Consider the following 19307-nt stretch of genomic DNA (forward strand, 5'->3'; position numbering starts at 1 on the left):
TGACCTATAGAAATCTTTCATGATAACGCTCCTTCTGATTTACTTATCTATTATGTTTTTATCTTATAACGTTATCATACCGGATTTCTCTTTCATAAATCTCAACCATTTTATGAAATATTTCTTAACATTTTGTGTTTTTATCCAAAAGAAGCTCTGGACAGCAGCTGCCCAAAGCCTCTCTTTTATTATAGTTTATCCAGAATCTCTTTCAGTATCTTATTGACGATACCCGGATCTGCCTTGCCCTGGGTTGCTCTCATGGTCTGTCCCACGAGGAATCCAATGGCTTTTTTCTTTCCTGCTTTGTAATCCTCCACAGATTTCGGATTTTCCTTTACGATCTGTTCAATGGTTCCCTTAATGGCTCCTTCATCATTCATAGATTTCAGTCCGTTTTCCTCTACATAGGACTTTGGATCCACATCTTCTTTGAAGATTTTTTCAAAGACTTCTTTTGCCACTTTCCTGTTGATCTCATTACTCTTCACCATGGCGATCAGATCTGCCAGATGTTGCGGTGCAAAAGAAATGTCCTCCAGATCCATCTCTGAATCATTGACCAGGCGCATTGTCTCACCCATCAGCCAGTTGGAGACTTCCTTTGCCTCGGCTCCTTCTGCGATCGTTACCTCAAAAATATCTGCCAAATGCTTGCTTCCAGTGAGAATGTCGATATCATAATCCGGCAGGCCGTATGTTTCCTTATAGCGGCTGCGTTTTTCATCACGTAGCTCCGGCTGCGCATCTTTTATTGTCTGGATCCACTCATCACTGATCACAACCGGTGCCAGGTCAGGGTCAGGGAAATAACGGTAATCCTGGGCGTCCTCCTTGGAGCGCATCGGGTAGGATTTTTCTTTGGCATCGTCCCAACGTCTTGTCTCCTGGGTCACTTCTTTTCCTTCCTCTAAAAGGGCAATCTGACGGTCTGTCTCTCCCTCAATTGCACGCCTTATGGCTTTAAAAGAGTTCAGGTTTTTCATCTCCGTCCTGGTTCCGAATTCTTTGGCTCCCGCTTCTCTTATGGAGAGATTCACGTCAGCCCTCATAGAACCTTCCTGAAGTTTACAGTCAGAGGCTCCGAGATACTGAATGATCAGTCTCAATTTTTCCAGATAAGCGATAACTTCGTCGGCAGAACGCATATCCGGTTCAGAGACGATCTCGATCAGCGGTACGCCGGAACGGTTATAATCAACCAAAGAACAGTCCTCCCATTCATCGTGGATCAGCTTTCCTGCATCCTCTTCCATATGGATCTCATGAATCCCAATGGATTTCTTTTCTCCGTCTGTCTCAATTTCCACGTGCCCGTCCCGGCAGATTGGCAGATATAACTGGGAGATCTGGTAGTTCTGCGGGTTATCCGGATAAAAATAATTTTTACGGTCAAACTTGCAGTTCTGAGTGATCTTACAATTGGTAGCCAGTCCCACAGCCATGGCGTATTCCACTACCTGTTTGTTTAATACAGGGAGAGAACCTGGCATTCCGGTGCATACCGGACAGGTATGGGTGTTGGGCTCCCCGCCGAATTCTGTGCTGCATCCACAGAAAATCTTTGTTTTCGTCGCCAGTTCCACATGGACTTCCAGACCGATGACAGTCTCATATTGTCTGCTCATTACCGCACACCTCCTTTTGTTATCTCCGGTGCTTCATAAGTTCTCGTCTGTTCATATGCGAAAGCCGCACGGATCAGTTTCTTTTCCTGGAAACAGTCTCCTAAAAGCTGCAGTCCGATCGGCAGCCCTTTGCTGTCCTTTCCGCATGGGACACTGATGCCCGGCAGGCCTGCTAAATTGGCAGAAATCGTATAGATATCTCCCAAATACATCTTGATCGGGTCACTGAGACTCTCTCCCAGCTTCGGAGCGGTTGTCGGCGCCGCAGGTCCTAAGATCAAGTCATAGGAGGCAAAGGCTTTGTCAAACTCCTGTTTGATCAGAGCTTTTGTCCTCAAGGCTTTTAGATAATATGCATCATAATACCCGGAACTTAACACAAAGGAACCAAGCATGATCCTTCTCTTGACCTCCGGCCCGAATCCTTCCGAACGGGTCTTTTTATACATATCATGAAGACCTTCTGTCCCTTTTGCTCTGTATCCGTATTTTATCCCGTCAAACCGTGACAGGTTAGAGCTTGCCTCCGCCGCAGCGATGACATAATATGCGGGAATGGCGTATTCTACAAGGCCCAGGTCAAACTCTTCGATCATTGCACCTTTTTGCTCCAGTGTCTTTGCCGCTTTCAAAACGGCTTCTCTGACCTCCTGGTCCAGTCCGTCTCCAAAATAATCCTTAGGGATTCCGATCTTCATTCCTCTTACATCATCCACCAGGGCTTGCGTGAAATCATATTCTTCCCGCTCAATGGATGTGGAATCTTTTTTATCATAAGATGAGACTGCTTCCAGAAGAGCGGCACAGTCGGATACATCTTTGGCCATCGGTCCAATCTGATCCAGAGAGGAGCCGTAAGCGATCAATCCATATCTGGAGATAGTCCCATAAGTTGGTTTCATTCCTGTAATTCCGCAAAAAGAAGCCGGCTGGCGGATAGATCCGCCCGTGTCAGAGCCAAGAGCCATAAAACATTCTCCTGCTGCCACCGCCGCAGCTGAACCGCCGGAAGATCCTCCTGGCACATGTTCCTCATTCCATGGATTCTTTGTCGGTCCGAAGGCAGAAGTCTCAGTGGTGCTTCCCATGGCAAACTCATCCATGTTGGTCTTTCCAATGATGACTGCCCCAGCGTCTATGAGGTTTTCCACTGCCTGTGCAGCATAAGTGGGAACAAAATTTTCAAGGATCTTGGAAGCACATGTGGTGGCATATCCTTTTGTACAGATATTGTCCTTCACCGCCATCGGAACACCGGCCAGAGGCCCGGTCAATATTCCGTCATCGATTTTCTGCTGTACTTCATCGGCCCTTTTCAAGGCGCTCTCCTCATCATAAGATACATACCCGTGGACAGTCGGTTCTATTTCCCGGATCTGGTCCAAAACAGCCTGCGTTGCCTCCCTGACGGAAATCTCTTTTGCTTTTATTTTCCTGCCCAGTTCCAGGGCTGTTAAATCTAAAATTCCCATGGTTTCCTCCTATTCTACAGTCTTTGGAACCATAAAGGCTCCATCCTTCTTTTCTGGTGCGTTTTTAAGAATCTCTTCTCTGTCATTTTCGTTGGTGACAACATCTTCTCTAAATACATTGTGTACCGGAAATACATGTGACATCGGCTCAACACCATCGGTGTCCAGCTCATTCAGCTTATCAACGTAGTCCAGCATACTCTCCATATCCTTTTTCGCCTGTTCCTTTTCTTCGCCGGACAGCTCCAGTTTTGCTAAGATCCCGACATATTCGATTGTTTCATCACTGATGTGATTTGCCATTTTAATTCCTCCTTTTTATCCAGAGTGGGTTAACTCAAAAATCCCGCCCCAAAGCATAATATGCTTCGGGGCGGGAATATCTTCCCACGGTACCACCCGTCTTAAAACCAGGATCTCTATTCTTATCCTGACTTCTTCTCATTTCCGTACTTAACGCGTACCACGTGACAGCCTAGTGCAGATTCTGCATTTTGACTGTCCGGCTCCAAAGTGTTCCCGCCGCAAGGTGTCCCCGGAAAGCTTTCAGTCTTTGGCTTTTCCTCCCTGTAGAGTTCTTTTTGCTTTGAGTCTTTTTCATCGCCTTTTATCCACTATGATTTTTAATCATAACACAGTTGAATTTATGAATCAAGTCCATTTCACGAATCATACACAGGTACATTCTCAGGTCTGATACGTTTGCTTGGTACAAGCTTTACCTCCAGGTCTCCTTCGGATAAAATTTCAATTTCCGTTCCTTCTGTAAGTTCCAGATTCACGTATTTATCCGGCTCTTCCCCCTGTGGATCTTCTGAGAGCCAAACACTGTGTGCCCCATATTCGTCATCCTTGTCTTGTTCAAAAGTAAAATCAATCTCACCTTCTCCGTTAACCGCAACGATATCATAAGTACCTGCCGGAAAATCTTTTCCTGCAGTCATCACCCCGAAGACTTCCACCTCTTGGCTCAGACTATTATCCCTCGGTTCTCCCATTTTTTTTAGATTGGCGTCCGATGTTTTGCAGGATATGTGCCCCTTGCCCGAAACTTCTACTAAAGAACCCTGATAAAGACGGACATTTTTCACTTTGCAGAACCGGTCCGCTTCCAATGTTTTCTTATTTGTAACCTGTTCATAAATACTGATATTCTGTACATCATTTATTGCTGAGAAGTTTAAATCATCCCCTGCCCCAGTCATTGTATAGTTTCCTTCCGGAAGGTCCAATCCTACGATATATCTGCCGGAAGAAAGCTTCACAGAAAAACTGTTCCCGGTTTTTTCCAAAGAATAGGCCGCATCTTCATATGTAAAATCGGGCATTGTTTTTGTATGCTCTTCCATCCCATCATCGTTCACAAATATCTGAACCTTTTTTAATATCTCTCCGATATCGTTATCACTTACAACATCTAATACCATGCCGGAAATAACTACAAGGCTCAAGATAAATTTTATAAACTTTCCTTTTCCCCTTTTCGTTTCCGTGCGGAACTGTCTGTGTGCCCTTTTATGATATTTTGTCATGGAGCTCTTTGGCTCCACATTTGGCCTTACTCTGTACTCCGGTCTATTCCTTGTGCTTTCGAACCTCTGTCCGATCTCCAACCGCTTAAAATCATAACCGCACATAGGACAGACGCCGTTTTTTAATTTTTCTTGACAGACCGGGCATTTATCATATTTCATATTCATTCCCTCTGACTGATAAAAATATTATGTTATCTATCCCGATTTTTAAATTTCTTCTTTTGCTTTTCGATACGTTCTTTGTCTTTTTGCTCAATTTCTGGTGCGATGGTCTTCGTAAACCACAAAAGAGCCAAAGCCGGCGCAAGGATCCACAGGGATCTCTGATCATTTCCCAGAATTGATAGAGTCAAGAGCCCTTTTGCCTGAAACATCATCACAAACATATAGACAAAAACTAAAAGCAGAGCAAATGACTCAGTGGCAGTATAGTTCTTGCCCCTTCCAGGGCCTACCAGAAATCGCTCCAGCAGCAATGCAGCCCCACTGATGATCGTTAAAACAAATGCCACATCTGTAAATGAAGTGCTGGATCCAACAAAGTCTTTTACCCAGTCAAACACCAGGCTGAATACAAACATCAGTATCAATACCGCCCACAACACTTTTTCTAATTTTTTATATAAACCCATCTTTTCACCTCTGTATGCTGGATCACGCGTCTTTTAACATCGAGATCACTTCTTTTATATGATTTACTTTTGTATCAGCTTCTTCCTGTTCTAACCGGTACATCTCAGGCACCTTTGCCACTGTAAAGATCCCTGCATTTTTGGACGCCCTGATCCCGATCTGAGAATCTTCCAGTGTAATGCACTCTTCCGGCTCCAGCCCCATGTACTCCATCGCCTTTAGATAAACATCCGGATGTGGCTTATTCCTAGTAAGCCGTTCTCCACTGATCACAAAATCAAAATGCTTTTCCAGCTCACAGTCAGCCAGCATTTTTTCAATACAGTCCATAGAATTACCCGATGCCAGTGTTGTCTTAATCTGTCTCTCCCTGCAATATGTAAGCAGCTCGTCCACTCCCGGATTCAGAATATCACGATAGTCAAAAGTGATGCTTTCTTTCATGCGGGTAAACTTCTCCTCAAATTCTTCCCTGCTGCTCCTGTCTCCCCAAAACTCCATAAAATAATCAATGGCATCCGCATATGGAGTACCGATCACCTTCTCAAAATCCGCCAACTCCATTTCAATCCCATGTTTTTGAAACCACTTCTTAAATGCCTTCAGGTACACCACTTCACTGTCCACAATAACGCCGTCCATATCCAAGATCAAACCTTTTTTCATGATATCTACCCTCTCCTAATCAAAACAAAAAAACAATATAACAAAAGTATACCTTATCGCACGCAGTGCGTCCACCCGAAGGGTATAAAATGCGGGATGCCCTCCTGGGTATACCTTATCGCACGCCATGCGTCTAGCCGACAGGTAAAAGACACGATATGCCCTCTTTATCCAGAAAACATTACGTTCATGTTCCACATGATTGGAGTGAGGCATTCTAAGAGCCGAACGGAAATCATGTGGAACATGTTTACCTTATCGCACGCAGTGCGTCTACCCGAAGGATATAAAATACGGTGTGCCTCAGTCTTTGCTCTCAACAATCAGCAGGATACCGTCCTTCATTTCAATGACCCCTGTCTCATCCACCAGTTCATTACTGATCCCCCATGTTTCCTGGAACAGAAGAGTGTCGTTGTTCAGGGGATAATAAAAACCGTGAAGTGTCACTCCCGTCACCGTGCCCACAGGGATCAGGGAGATATAATCTCCAAACTGTTCTCTCTTTTCCAGTTTCAAAGGGCGGTCCACGGCCCGGATACGGTTGTGGGCATCCACAATGTATGCCTCCACCCCATGCTTTAGAGCATAAACAAGCTGTCCCATATTTCCTAGTACATGATCCAGTCTGGTTCCGGTGCTTCCCAGCACAGTGACTTTCCCTGCTCCCATGCTGACTGCCTGTTCCATGGCAATCCCTGTGTCCGTGTCATCCTTTTCCCTGGGAAGGATCATGATATTTTCTTCTTTAAACCGTTTGAGCGTCTCGTCCGGGCAGCTGTCAAAGTCACCAAGGATAAAATCCGGCTGGATCCCAAGCTGTTCTGCGTATAGAAGTCCCCTGTCCGCAGTAATGATTTTGTCAAATGTCTGTGTCTGGATATAAGAACGGGCGAAGACTGTGTCTAAATCTCCGCCTGTTAAAATTAATATATGCATTACCATTTTCTCTTTTCTTTTAATTCATGATAGATGAGTACATAGTTGTCATACCGGATCTGGCTGATTTTCCCCTGCTCCAGCGCTTCCTTGACGCCGCATCCCGGCTCGTGGGTATGGCTGCATCCCTGAAATCTGCACTTGCCTTCATATGGCTCGAACTCCTTGAAGTAATACTTGATCTCATCTTCCTCAAACATATCCACAAACAAGGAGCTGAATCCCGGAGTATCCATCACAAACGTGTCACCTTCCACATGGATCAGTTCAGAATGTCTGGTGGTATGCTTTCCTCTTTTGATCTTTTCACTGACCTCTCCGGTCTCCATAGCCGCCTGTGGATACAGAAGGTTCATCATAGAAGATTTGCCTACCCCTGACGGACCTGCCAGCACAGTCGTCTTGTGCTCCACAGCCTCTCTTATCTCAGAAAGTCCTGTCTCCTCGGAAACACTGGTAAAGATCACCCTGTACCCGCAGTCCTTGTAAACATCTGTTAACACAGACAGTTCTCTTTCCCTGGCCAGATCTGTCTTGTTAAAACAGACCACCGCAGGAACCTGCTGTTTTTCCATCATCAATAAAAATCGGTCCAATAGATTGTAATTGGGTTTTGGGTTTTTAGCCGCAAAGATCACCAGTGCCTGGTCTACGTTTGCCACGGCGGGACGGATCAATTCGTTCCTTCGCGGAAGGATCTCTGTCAGATTCCCAAGTTTTTTATCCTCATCCAGTACCTCGATCTCAACCACATCACCTACCAGAGGCTTCATCTTCCGGTTCCTGAAAATACCTTTCGCTTTGCACTCATATAATCCGCCGTCTGCGTAGACATAATAAAATCCTGCAATTCCTTTGATTATTCTTCCCTGCATGAACTTGACCTTACTCCTCTGTATCTCCTGTAGTATCTTCTGTGGACGGCTGTTTACCAAGGCTTACGACAACACCAATGCCCGTGCCTTTGGTCACCTTCTTCCCGGCTTTCGGGGACTGGCTTATAATGCAGCCCTCCGGCACCGTGCTGTTGTATTTCTGTGAAGACACGATGAGTTTTAATCCCTCATTGTTCAAAAGCTCTTTTGCGTCATCCACGGTCTTGAATACGATCTCCGGTACCGCCACTTTGTCTTCTCCCTTGCTGACCGTGATCGTCACCTTTGCGCCCCTGGCGATCCTGTTTCCCGCTCCCGGGGACTGGGAGATCACATCTCCCTCATTTACACTGGAACTGAACTTGGTGGATACTGAAACCTTAAATCCCTGTTCAGACAAAATCTTTGTAGCTGATTTCTGGCTGTATCCCCGGACATCCGGTACGGAAACCTTGCTCTCCCCGCTGCTGACAGTCAATACAATCGTTGTCCCTTCCTCCACTTCCTGGTCTGACTCCAGACTCTGCCGAATCACATATCCAGCTTCATAGGAGGATGAAGCCTCAGTCTTACGTTCCACTTTCAAATCATCCCCGATGGACGCAAGTGCTGCATCGTAAGTCATGCCTACATAATTTTCTACAGGAACCTTGACCAGTTTCTCTGTGGTACTCTCCTCTGTAGTCGTAAGCTTTTCCGTTGTGGCGTTATCGCCAGAACGGAACAAACCAGAACTGTTGATGACCAGAACAATAATAGAAATCAGGATGATGGCACCGACCACTGCGGCCAGGACTACCACTAGCTTTTCCAGCTTGGAGTTCATCCCTCTTTCTTCTTCCTCCTCGTCATCTTCCACAAATCCGGATTCCTCTTGCGGTTCGTCTTCCTCCGGCTCCTCCTGCCTGATAAACTCTTTTGTGTTCAGCAGCTGGGTCGGTGAATCATCCACAAACGGAGCCATGCCCACATAGCTTCCTTTTGTATCCTCAAATACAAGTCTAAGATCCTCCATCAGCTCATTGACAGACTGGTAGCGGTCTTCGGGCTTTTTCATCGTACATTTTAAAATGATTTTTTCCAGGCTTTCCGGGATGTCTTCAATCAACTCTCCCGGGGAAGTAATCTCATTCTGCAGATGCATCAGCGCGATGGTCACGCCGTTCTCGTGATCAAATGGAACCTGCCCTGTGGCCATCTCATACATTGTGATTCCCAGAGAATAGATGTCACTTTTCTCATCACAATACTTTCCTTTTGCCTGTTCCGGGGAGATATAGTGGACCGATCCGATGGCCGTGGATGTGACGGTATTGGAGTTGGCCGCTTTTGCGATTCCAAAATCCGTCACCTTCACCTGCCCGGATTCAGATACCAGGATATTCTGCGGCTTAATGTCCCTGTGAATCGTGTGGTGTTCATGGGCGTGCCCGATGGCTGAAGCGATCTGAAGCGAAAGCTCAACCGTTTCTTTTGCGGAGAGATGCCCTTTTTTCTTGATATATTCCTTCAGGGTAATGCCCTCTGCCAGTTCCATTACGATATAATTGACACTGCCTTCCTGCCCGACATCATATACATTTACAATGTTCGGATGGGCCAGTCTTGCGACCGCCTCTGCCTCCACCTGAAACTTTTTCAAAAACTTTTCGTTATCTACATATTCATTTTTTAACACTTTGATGGCAACGTTTCGGTTCAGCTTATGGCACTTTGCCATATATACGTCCGCCATTCCGCCAGTACCAATTTTTTTCAGGATTTCATAGCGTCCTCCCAAAATGGTTCCTGCTTCTAACATGTGATCTCACCTCGCTCCCCCAGCGCTACGATCACCAGGGATATATTGTCCTTGCCGCCATATTCGTTGGCCCTGTTCACCAACTGGGCTGCCTTATTTTCTAATTGACTGTGATCTAACAGGAGTTCCTTGATTTCGTCATCTGCGACCATACTCGTCAAGCCGTCACTGCACAAAAGCAGATATCCGCTTTTCTTCGGCAGCTCAAAAAAATCCGGAACAGACTCTATGCCTGCACCGATGGCTCTTGTGATCAGATTTCTCTTTGGATGCTGTCTCATCTGTCCGCGTTCGATCTCTCCGGCCTTCACCAGTTCCTCCACAAAGGAATGGTCCGTGGTGATCTGTACTAAATCCTGGTCTGCGAAATACAGCCGGCTGTCTCCGATGTTCATTACAAAAATGCTTTCCTCTGTCACAGTTGCTGCCACCATAGTTGTTCCCATGCCTGCATATTCTTCTTCCTGGCATTTCAGTAATATTTCGCTGCTGACCTTCTGCAGTGCTTCCTTCATGATCTCAATAGGATCAGAATTCTCAATCTCGCGTATCAATTCCACAAAACGCCTGACAGCCAAAGAAGACGCAAAGCCTCCTGCTTTGTGGCCTCCCATGCCGTCTGCAACGATATACAAATTATCCAATTGACCTACAGGTACATCAGAGTTAAAGATTGTGTCCTGGTTTTCAGACCGTACCTTTCCTCTGTGAGAAGTTCCAACGGATTGCATCTTAGTTCTCCTTTTTGATCTGGATTCCCTGTTTATCCACAGAATCCAGCTTTTTTCTTCTTAATTGTCCACAGGCAGCATTGATATCTCTGCCCATTTCTCTTCTTATGGTAACATTTACACGATTTTTTTCAAGTATGTTTTTGAAGTCATTTACAAATTCCGGCATTGACTGGCGGAAATCTCTTTCCTTGATGGGATTGACCGGGATCAGGTTCACATGGCATGGAAAGCCTCCTAAAAAACGGCACAATTCTCTGGCATTTTTCGGACTGTCATTCACACCTGCTACAAGACTATACTCAAATGTCATTCTACGTCCAGTCTGTTCAAAATAATATTTACAAGCAGAAAGCAGTTCCTCCATGGAATACTGGTTTGCCACCGGCATGAGAGATTTTCTCATGTCATCGTTGGAAGCGTGAAGGGAAATGGCCAGTGTCATCTGAAGCTTTTCGCCGGCCAGCTCCCGGATCTTGGGCACCAGCCCGCAGGTCGATACTGTTAAGTTCCGCTGGCTCAGGTTCAGTCCCTTCTCATCGGTCAAAAGCCTGATAAATCTTAAGAGGTTCTCATAATTATCCAAAGGCTCTCCGGTTCCCATAACGACCACGTTGGATACCCGTTCTCCCGTGTCCCTCTGAATGTAATAAATCTGTCCCAGCATCTCTGAAGGGAGAAGATCTCTGTCCAGCCCTCCGAGAGTAGACGCACAGAATCTGCAGCCCATTCTGCACCCGGCCTGAGAGGAGATACAGACAGAGTTACCATGTTTGTATTTCATCAGTACACTCTCTATGATATTCCCATCATCCAGCTGAAATAAATATTTTCTTGTCCCGTCAATCTTTGAGACATAAGTCTCCACCGCCTTAAGCTCCCTAACCTCATACCGACAAAGCAATTTTTCTTTCAGCGCTTTCGGAAGATTATTCATCTCATCCATGGAAGATGCCAGCCTTTTATGGAACCATTCAAATATCTGCTTTGCCCTGAACTTTTTTTCACCTGCTTGTTCAAGCGCCAGTTCAAGTTCTTCCAGTGTCATCGATTTTAGATCCTTCATTTCATTCTCCTAAGTTTTCCTATAAAAAATCCGTCGCACGGATGAATCCCCGGAAGCAGCTGGATGTAACCTTCTTTTGCTGTCTCAATCCTAAGATATTCCGGCAGCAGCGAAGTAATGTCCTCCGGCTCAAACCCCGGCTGGGCTGCAAGCCACCGGTAATTATCTTCATTTTCTTTTGGATTGATGGTACAGGTTGAAAATATCAGGACACCTCCTGGTTTTACATAGGCCACCGCTGTCTTCAATATCTCTCTCTGAAGGCTGACTAATTCCTTCAAAACCTTTTCTTCCAGATTGTATTTGATGTCATGTTTTTTTCCCATGATGCCAAGACCGGAACATGGAACATCACATAGTACTACATCCATGCTTTCTCTCAGATCTTCATCCAGGATCCGGGCATCCCATACCTGGGATCTGATATTATGAAACCCGGTGCGTTCCATATTTTCTTCCAGCAATTCCACTTTATATTCTGTCAGGTCCCTGGCCAGGACCTGGCCAGTTCCATGCAGTTTATCTGCCATATACAGTGCTTTTCCTCCCGGGGCGCTGCACATGTCAAGAATATCCTGTCCTTCCTTTACATCTGCGATCTTCCCCGCAAGCATCGAACTCTCATCCTGTACGATAAATCGCCCCTGGCGGAAAGAAGACAGGCGTTTTAAAAAGTCATAATGGGTGATGTATATGGCCTCAGGGAGCAGTTCCCCGTCTTTCACCGTGATGTCTTCTCTCTTAAGTGAATCCACCAGTTCCTCCCTGGATCCATTGCTCTCCATCCAGGACAACGTCGTCTTCTTAGGTTCCAGAAAAGAGCGGACGATATTCTCCGTATCCTGCTCTGAATAATTGGAAAGAAAATGGCGGACGATCCACTCCGGCATGGAATAGGAAACGGACAGATATTTTACAACATCCTTTTCTCTGGAAGGAAACACTATGTTCTCTTTCTGCCGTGAAACAGTCCTTAGAACCCCGTTGACAAACCCTGACAATTTTGAAAAGCCTCTTTTTTTCGCAAGCTTGACACATTCATTGCAGGCTGCGGAATCCGGAATCTGATCCAGATACAGGATCTGGTAAACGCCCATACGAAGTAGTGCCCGGACCAGCGGTTTCAGTTTGTTTACTTTCATCTTGGAATACTGGTTGATCACATAGTCTATGGTCAGCCGGCGTTCCAGAGTACCCTGGCAGAGACGGGTAAAAAATGCCCGGTCCTTTTTGTCACTGAACTGGTACTTCTCAAGGGTCTCTCCAATGGCAATGTGGGACAGTGCCTCTTTTTTATCTACCTTCATCAGAACATCTAGTGCTGATTCTCTTGGATTCTGCATATTACTCTCCCAACACCGTTCCGGTTTCCACTTTAGATCCTGCCAAAAATGCCTGGACAGCCATCCGTTTCTTTCCGGATAACTGAATCTCATTGAGGGCCAGTGCATTCTCACCGCAGGCAACGACGATCTGCTTTTTTGTCACCTCTACCACTGTGCCAGGTCTCTCGTCCCCGTCATAATCAACAGTGTCCGCATCCCAGATCTTCATTGTCTTTCCCTCAAGCTCTGTGTAAGCGCTGGGCCATGGATTCAGTCCCCTGACCCACTGCTCGATCTGGTCCGCAGTCTTTGTAAAGTCGATCCGCCCCATCTCTTTGCTCAACATCGGGGCATAGGTACTGTCCTCGTCTGTCTGTTTTGTTCTCACTGCAGTTTTGTTTTCCAGTTTGTTTAATGTCTCTATGAGCAGATCTGCTCCCAGCACCATCAGCTTGTCGTGAAGAGTTCCCGATGTTTCCTTCTCATCCAGGGAAATGACCGCTTTGTCGATCATATCACCCGTATCCAGACCTTTTTCCATATACATGGTTGTGATCCCGGTCTCTTTTTCCCCGTTTAAGACTGCCCACTGAATCGGCCCAGCTCCCCGGTATTTCGGAAGAAGGGAACCGTGCACGTTAATACAGCCGTATTCTGGGATCTTCAAAATCCGTTCCGGCAGAATCTGTCCGTATGCCACTACAACAATGACATCTGGATTTAATTCTTCCAGATGATCGATAAATTCCTCATCTCTGGCCTTCACAGGCTGCAGGACAGGGATTCCATGTTTCATTGCAGACTCCTTCACCGGCGGAAAGGATACTTTTTTCCCTCTGCCTTTCTGCTTATCCGGCTGTGTGACCACTGCCATCACATGGTGGTTTTCGATCAGTTTCTCCAGTGTCGGCACCGCAAATTCCGGCGTTCCCATAAATACAACGTTCATCGTGCCCTCCTTACTCTTCTTCCTCTTCTACATCTCTCACCGCTTCCTCCGCCACATCTGGATAGAGAACTCCGTCCAAATGGTCAAGTTCATGGCAGATTGCCCTGGCCAGAAGTCCTTCCCCTTCTACGGTAATCGGGTTCATATCCCGGTCCAGAGCTTCGCAGATCACATGATTCGGGCGCTTTACCACTGCCACCTTGCCAGGTAAGCTTAAGCAGCCTTCATCTCCGATCTGTTCCCCGTCCTTTTCTATAATCTTTGGATTGACCAGGACCAGCGGCTGCCCTTCATATGTGTCAATGACCACAAGCCGTTTCAGTATCCCCACCTGGGGCGCCGCAAGCCCTACGCCGTAAGCCTGATACATGGTCTCAAACATGTCATCTACCAATGTCTGAAGCCTGGGTGTCATTTCTTTGATCTCTTTTGATGATTTTCTGAGGACATCATCCCCCATTTTTCTGATGTTTCTGATTGCCATGGATACTTCTCCTTCTCAAATGTTCTATGTTAATAACTGCTCATCGGATTAAAGTCGAATGTGATATGAAGATCCTTCGGCAGCTCCTGCCTGTCGATCCACAGTTCCAGCCGCTCTTTCACCCTGACGAGCTGCTGGTAATCTTTTTCTTTTACATACAATACCTGCCGGTAAATGTCATTGACCTTGGACAGGGATGCCTCCCCCGGCCCTATGACACGGATGCCGGAGTTCTTTATGACCCTGCCCAGACGCTGCGCAGTCTGTCTGCACACTTCTTCATCCGGTCCGGCAAGAAGAACCGTCAGCATCTGCCAGACCGGCGGGTAACAAAGCATGGTCCTGTATGCAATCTCCTGCTGATAAAATTCTTCATAGTCCTGGCCGGCCGCCGTCACGATACAGTAATGTTCCGGAGAATAGGTCTGAATCACCACCTCTCCGGCTTTTTCCCCTCTTCCGGCCCGGCCGGCCGCCTGAGTCAGAAGCTGGAAGGTCCGTTCTGCCGCCCTGAAATCATTGGCGTGCAGAGACAGATCCGCCGCCAGTATGCCTACCAGCGTTACGTCTGCAAAATCATGCCCCTTGACAATCATCTGGGTTCCCACAAGAATGTCCGCTTCACCGTCAGAAAATGATTTTAAGATCTTCTCATGGCTATGCTTTCTCTTTGTGGTGTCCATGTCCATCCGCAGCACTCTTGCCTCAGGGAATTCTCTCTTGATGGCGGCTTCCACTTTCTGGGTGCCCAGGCCGAAGGTCCCGATAAACGGACTTTTACACTCTGGACAGGCCTCCGGCATGATCTCCTCATATCCGCAGTAATGGCATCGGAGTTTTCCATCCCTGTGATATGTGAGAGATACATCACAGTGGGGACACTGCATGACAGTCCCGCAGCTTCTGCAGGACACAAATCCTGCATAACCTCTGCGGTTTAAAAACAGCATGATCTGTTCTTTCTTTTGGAGCCGGTCTTCGATCAGCCCGTACAGCCTGCGGCTGAACATGCTCCGGTTTCCTTGTTTTAATTCTTCCCTTAAATCCTCAATATAGACATCCGGCAGAACCGCTTCCTTTGCTCTCTGTTTTAACGTCCAAAGTCTATATTCCCCGTCAAGTGCTTTCTGATAGCTCTCAAGGGACGGTGTTGCCGATCCTAAAATCACTGCGGCGTCCTCCATCTCTGCCTTTTGAAGTGCCACCTCCCTTGCGTGGTATTTGGGGGTCTGTTCACTTTTATAGCTTCCCTCATGTTCCTCATCAATGATGATCAAGCCCAGGTTCGGAAACGGTACAAACAGCGCTGATCTCGGTCCAATGATGATATCAATCTCTCCGTTTTTAGCCCGGAGCCACTGATCATACTTTTCTCCCTTTGATAACCTGGAGTTCAAGATGGATACCCGCTCCCCGAATCTTTTAGTAAAACGGCAGACTGTCTGATAGGTCAGTGCGATCTCAGGGATCAGCACGATGGCCTGTTTTCCCATTCTGACGGCTTCCTCGATGGCCGCCAGGTAGACTTCCGTTTTCCCGCTCCCCGTAACTCCATGAAGCAGATAAGTCTTTCTCTCTCCCAAGGCATAGTCTTCCTTGAACTCCCGTATCAGTCTCTCCTGATCTTCATTCAGCGGCAGAGGCTCCTCTATCTGAAGACCTTTCGGGTTGGGATTTCTGTAAAACTGCTCACGCTGCACCCGGATAATTCCGTCCTTTTCCATACCTTCCACCGTTGTCCTGGGGATCTTTAAGTTCTTTATGACAGATTCCCAGGTAAGTTCCTGATGATCCATAAGTGCTGCCAGAAGCCTTGCTTTTGCCACATAATGCTTTCCAAAATATTCATCCAGCTGTGCAGGCGCATGTTCCATGGAAAGCAAGAGCTTCACAGTCTTCTTTTCCTTCTGCTTCATCTTATCCTGCACCGGGAGCACCGTCTTTAACGCCTGGATCATGGTGGAACCATAGTTTTCCCGGATCCAATACGCAAGCTGTATCATCCTGGACTCTGCATCTACGCTGTCTTCCTCTATGGAAAGGATTTCTTTTATCTTTTTGGGATCGTAATCTGCCCTGTCGGAAAGTCTGACCACATATCCCCTCTGCTCCCTGTTTCCGGCGCCAAACGGCACACGGACCGACTGGCCCACCCGGATCTGGTCACATAAGGAAAAAGGCACTCGATATTGAAATACCCGATCTAGTGCCTCATGCGAAATATTGATGATAATATCTGCGTATAATGTTCCCATAAATTATTCGATAACGTGCCCCTTCTGGCGCAGCACTTTGACCACACGGTCCACATACTCTCTGCAGATCTCATGGGATTTTGCTTCCACCATTACACGCACCAAAGGTTCCGTTCCGCTTTCCCTTACGAGAATCCTTCCGTCCTCTCCAAGTTCCTTCTCCACCGCTTCCACTGCCGCGATCACATCTGCATCTTCCCTTGCGTCTTTTTTATCTCTGACCTTAACATTTTCAAGAATCTGCGGGTAGATCTCCACGTCCCTTACCAGCTGCCCAAGAGACTGCTTCTGCTCCAGCATCGCTTCCATCACTTTCAGTGAAGTAAGAATCCCGTCTCCTGTAGTTGCAAACTTGCTGAAAATAATATGTCCGGACTGCTCTCCGCCTAAACCGTGTCCGTTTTTAGACATATTTTCATAGACATACTTGTCACCCACTGCTGTCTTCTCATAATCAATCCCGGCCTTGTCGAATGCTTTGTAGAGACCAAGATTTGACATAATCGTCGTCACGACGGTGTTGTTATTTAAGGCTCCATGCTCTTTCATATATTTTCCGCATACATAGAGGATCAGGTCGCCGTTTACCTCCATCCCGTTTTCATCCACAGCGATACAACGGTCTGCGTCGCCGTCATATGCAAATCCCACATCCAGGTGGTTTTCTTTCACATAGCCTTTGAGAATCTCAATGTGAGTTGAACCGCAGTTGGTATTGATATTGGTACCGTCCGGCTCATTGTTGATCACGTAGACCTCTGCTCCCAGTGTCTCAAATACATTCTTTGCGATACTGGATGAGCTTCCGTTAGAACAGTCAAGGCCGACTTTTACATTCTTAAATGACCGTGTGGCGAGGGAAATCAAATATCCTATGTAGCGGTTCCTTCCGGAAGCGTAATCCGTCGCTCTTCCGATATCACTCTTTGTCGCAAAAGGCAGCTCCCCTATCTCCCCGTCGATATATGCCTCTATCTGGTCTTCGATCTCTGCTTCCATCTTATGCCCCTTGGCATTGATCAGCTTGATTCCGTTGTCATAGTACGGGTTATGGCTGGCTGAGATCATGATCCCGCAGTCAAACTGCTCCGTGCGCACCACGTAGGACACACTCGGTGTTGTTGTCACATACAGCATATAAGCGTTGGCGCCGGATGCGGTAAGGCCTGCAACCAGTGCATGCTCAAACATATAGCTGCTTCTTCTTGTATCCTTTCCGATCACAACTTTAGGACGTTTTTTATTCTTCCCTAAATGCCATCCCAAAAATCTTCCTACTTTATATGCGTGTTCCACAGTCAGGTCGATATTTGCCTCCCCGCGGAAGCCGTCTGTTCCAAAATATTTTCCCATGATTGTTTGACCTCTTTCTCATAATTGATTTTCAAATAAATTAACCTAGACTGTATTATAACATAAAGTCTGATCAATGAAAAATAAAAAGTGGAGGGTCCATGCTTCAAATGTGCCTCGGCAAAGGAAAATAATATCAATTGGCATAAAAACAGAGATGCCGTAAAATCGTCTGTTTCTAACGATCTCACAGCATCTTCATTAACTGCTTTTCCGGCCGACTTTCACAACAACGGAAATATCTTCATCCTTAATTTCTCCTAAAGCCCTGAGCATTTTTTTCAGAGCAGGATACCAGATATCCTTTGGAAGTTCCTTTATCTCCTCTTTGGTCAGAAGGCTCGTTTGATCCTGTCTCGTCCCGAACAACCCTTCGTAACAGATCTCATACTGCTTTCCCCTGTCGATGACTCCCAGCTCTTCCAGCGTATTCATCATCCGGTAGACAGTAGCTCTTCCGATCGCAGAGTCGATCTTACTGGCCTCATAAAATATTTCTTTACAGCAGGAACAATTATTTTTAAGGATCACATCCAAGATCACTTTCCTTTGATTTGTAATCCTCAGCCCCTGCTCCCGAAGCTGCTCTATGATTTTTTCCCGGCTAAGTTCTGTGGTCATAATTCCTCCCATTCACATCTGCCTTTTTGCCGTCACTTTTAAAACTGATAACCAATATCATTTATAGTTTTATCATACGCAATTTCATTTGAAATGTCAAGTTATATTTGATACCAATTCTCAAAATCTCAAATTAACAGATTTTGTGATATAACACTTCCAGTGCTTCTTTCTGCAGTAACGCCGGATGGATTTTTTTAAGTCTGGATCCTTCGTATATTCCAGCAGGTACACTTTCTTTTTCCTGCCGGCCACCAAATTTAAATAGTCCAAAAAATATTTTCTGTCTTCCACCCTTGCTTTCCTAAGCTTCCTGCCCTTAAAATCAATCCTTGTGAATACCTCCTCCTGGTTGACTCCCGTGAGGATCGGCCCAAGTTTACGGTTGTTTTTGTAAAACTTCCTGACGAACGTATCCCCTCCGTTCAGTATGACTGCTTTCTTTCGGTAAGACCGGAGATGACACAAGATCTTCTTTAATCCGCGGTAGATCTTCTTTTTGGGAAACTCCGCATAGACGTCACAGTTGTCCACAAAAAATCCGTCCACTCCTTTTCCATTAAGCTGACCCGCAAGCTGCTTTATTTTTCTCTGCCAAGGCTTTTGGGAAACATCAACCCAATATTCCCCGTCCCAATTTTCATAAGGCTTCATAGTATATTTGCGGTATTTTTTATAGTAGGGACGAAAGTGCTCCAAAGACCCAATGTTTATATAACTGTATACAATATGCCCCTGTTTTTTCAGTTTTCTAATATCTTTTTTCTTAAAATACTGTGCATCGATCACGATGGTCTTATATTTTTTGAACTTATTTATTTCTTTTCTGCCTGCATTTAAGAACACGCCATATGTATAAGTAAACTTATTCTTTTTTGCAGCCTGGACCTCTGCGGGCTGCCCGGTCATGATCATTACCGCTGTCAAAATGCAGACTACCTTAACAGTCCAGTTCTTTGTGTATCCGGCCATGG

The 19307-nt window shown here is 46.2% G+C and carries 18 protein-coding genes; all 18 read right to left on the reverse strand.

What is annotated here, in order from left to right; all coding sequences use genetic code 11:
* Window positions 1-188 precede the first annotated feature (188 nt).
* On the reverse strand, window positions 189-1628 hold the full coding sequence (gatB, locus tag AR1Y2_RS12675) for an Asp-tRNA(Asn)/Glu-tRNA(Gln) amidotransferase subunit GatB (protein ID WP_137329281.1): 1440 nt from the start codon (window positions 1626-1628) through the stop codon (window positions 189-191).
* Window positions 1628-3100, reverse strand: coding sequence for an Asp-tRNA(Asn)/Glu-tRNA(Gln) amidotransferase subunit GatA (gene gatA, locus AR1Y2_RS12680; protein ID WP_137329282.1), 1473 nt, complete (start codon window positions 3098-3100; stop codon window positions 1628-1630). Before gatA ends, gatB begins: the two co-directional genes overlap by 1 nt.
* 9 nt (window positions 3101-3109) lie before the next feature.
* Window positions 3110-3403 carry an Asp-tRNA(Asn)/Glu-tRNA(Gln) amidotransferase subunit GatC gene (gatC, locus tag AR1Y2_RS12685; protein ID WP_137329283.1) on the reverse strand — a complete coding sequence of 98 codons (294 nt, stop codon included), beginning with the start codon at window positions 3401-3403 and terminating at the stop codon, window positions 3110-3112.
* A gap of 359 nt (window positions 3404-3762) precedes the next feature.
* Window positions 3763-4794: a hypothetical protein gene (locus AR1Y2_RS12690; RefSeq protein ID WP_243118746.1), complete on the reverse strand. Its 1032-nt coding sequence runs from the start codon at window positions 4792-4794 to the stop codon at window positions 3763-3765.
* 32 nt (window positions 4795-4826) lie between these two features.
* Window positions 4827-5267, reverse strand: coding sequence for a hypothetical protein (locus AR1Y2_RS12695; RefSeq protein WP_137329285.1), 441 nt, complete (start codon window positions 5265-5267; stop codon window positions 4827-4829).
* Window positions 5268-5289: 22 nt separating this feature from the next.
* Window positions 5290-5934, reverse strand: coding sequence for an HAD family hydrolase (locus AR1Y2_RS12700; RefSeq protein ID WP_137329286.1), 645 nt, complete (start codon window positions 5932-5934; stop codon window positions 5290-5292).
* A gap of 303 nt (window positions 5935-6237) precedes the next feature.
* Window positions 6238-6873 carry a thiamine diphosphokinase gene (locus tag AR1Y2_RS12705; RefSeq protein WP_243118747.1) on the reverse strand — a complete coding sequence of 212 codons (636 nt, stop codon included), beginning with the start codon at window positions 6871-6873 and terminating at the stop codon, window positions 6238-6240.
* Window positions 6873-7748, reverse strand: coding sequence for a ribosome small subunit-dependent GTPase A (rsgA, locus tag AR1Y2_RS12710; protein ID WP_137329288.1), 876 nt, complete (start codon window positions 7746-7748; stop codon window positions 6873-6875). Before rsgA ends, AR1Y2_RS12705 begins: the two co-directional genes overlap by 1 nt.
* A 10-nt stretch (window positions 7749-7758) precedes the next feature.
* Complete coding sequence (gene pknB, locus AR1Y2_RS12715; protein WP_137329289.1) at window positions 7759-9549, reverse strand: Stk1 family PASTA domain-containing Ser/Thr kinase; 1791 nt, start codon at window positions 9547-9549, stop codon at window positions 7759-7761.
* On the reverse strand, window positions 9543-10280 hold the full coding sequence (locus AR1Y2_RS12720; protein WP_137329290.1) for a Stp1/IreP family PP2C-type Ser/Thr phosphatase: 738 nt from the start codon (window positions 10278-10280) through the stop codon (window positions 9543-9545). Before AR1Y2_RS12720 ends, pknB begins: the two co-directional genes overlap by 7 nt.
* Window position 10281: 1 nt before the next feature.
* A complete protein-coding gene (gene rlmN / locus AR1Y2_RS12725; protein ID WP_137329291.1) occupies window positions 10282-11346 on the reverse strand; it encodes a 23S rRNA (adenine(2503)-C(2))-methyltransferase RlmN in 1065 nt (354 codons plus the stop codon).
* Window positions 11343-12689, reverse strand: a complete 1347-nt coding sequence (gene rsmB, locus AR1Y2_RS12730) for a 16S rRNA (cytosine(967)-C(5))-methyltransferase RsmB (RefSeq protein ID WP_137329292.1) — start codon at window positions 12687-12689, stop codon at window positions 11343-11345. Before rsmB ends, rlmN begins: the two co-directional genes overlap by 4 nt.
* 1 nt (window position 12690) lies before the next feature.
* Window positions 12691-13620, reverse strand: coding sequence for a methionyl-tRNA formyltransferase (gene fmt, locus AR1Y2_RS12735; protein ID WP_137329293.1), 930 nt, complete (start codon window positions 13618-13620; stop codon window positions 12691-12693).
* A gap of 10 nt (window positions 13621-13630) precedes the next feature.
* Complete coding sequence (def, locus tag AR1Y2_RS12740; protein WP_137329294.1) at window positions 13631-14104, reverse strand: peptide deformylase; 474 nt, start codon at window positions 14102-14104, stop codon at window positions 13631-13633.
* 29 nt (window positions 14105-14133) lie between these two features.
* The gene (gene priA / locus AR1Y2_RS12745) at window positions 14134-16359 is read right to left on the reverse strand and encodes a replication restart helicase PriA (protein ID WP_137329295.1); all 2226 of its coding nucleotides are present in this window, start codon (window positions 16357-16359) and stop codon (window positions 14134-14136) included.
* Between the two features lie 3 nt (window positions 16360-16362).
* On the reverse strand, window positions 16363-17712 hold the full coding sequence (glmM, locus tag AR1Y2_RS12750; RefSeq protein ID WP_137329296.1) for a phosphoglucosamine mutase: 1350 nt from the start codon (window positions 17710-17712) through the stop codon (window positions 16363-16365).
* A gap of 201 nt (window positions 17713-17913) precedes the next feature.
* Window positions 17914-18333 (reverse strand): Fur family transcriptional regulator, encoded by a 420-nt coding sequence (locus AR1Y2_RS12755; RefSeq protein WP_243118748.1) that lies wholly within the window; start codon window positions 18331-18333, stop codon window positions 17914-17916.
* A 120-nt stretch (window positions 18334-18453) separates the two neighbouring features.
* The gene (locus tag AR1Y2_RS12760) at window positions 18454-19305 is read right to left on the reverse strand and encodes an endo alpha-1,4 polygalactosaminidase (protein ID WP_137329298.1); all 852 of its coding nucleotides are present in this window, start codon (window positions 19303-19305) and stop codon (window positions 18454-18456) included.
* Window positions 19306-19307 lie beyond the last annotated feature (2 nt).

It is taken from the genome of Anaerostipes rhamnosivorans, from assembly GCF_005280655.1.
GTDB lineage: Bacteria > Bacillota > Clostridia > Lachnospirales > Lachnospiraceae > Anaerostipes > Anaerostipes rhamnosivorans.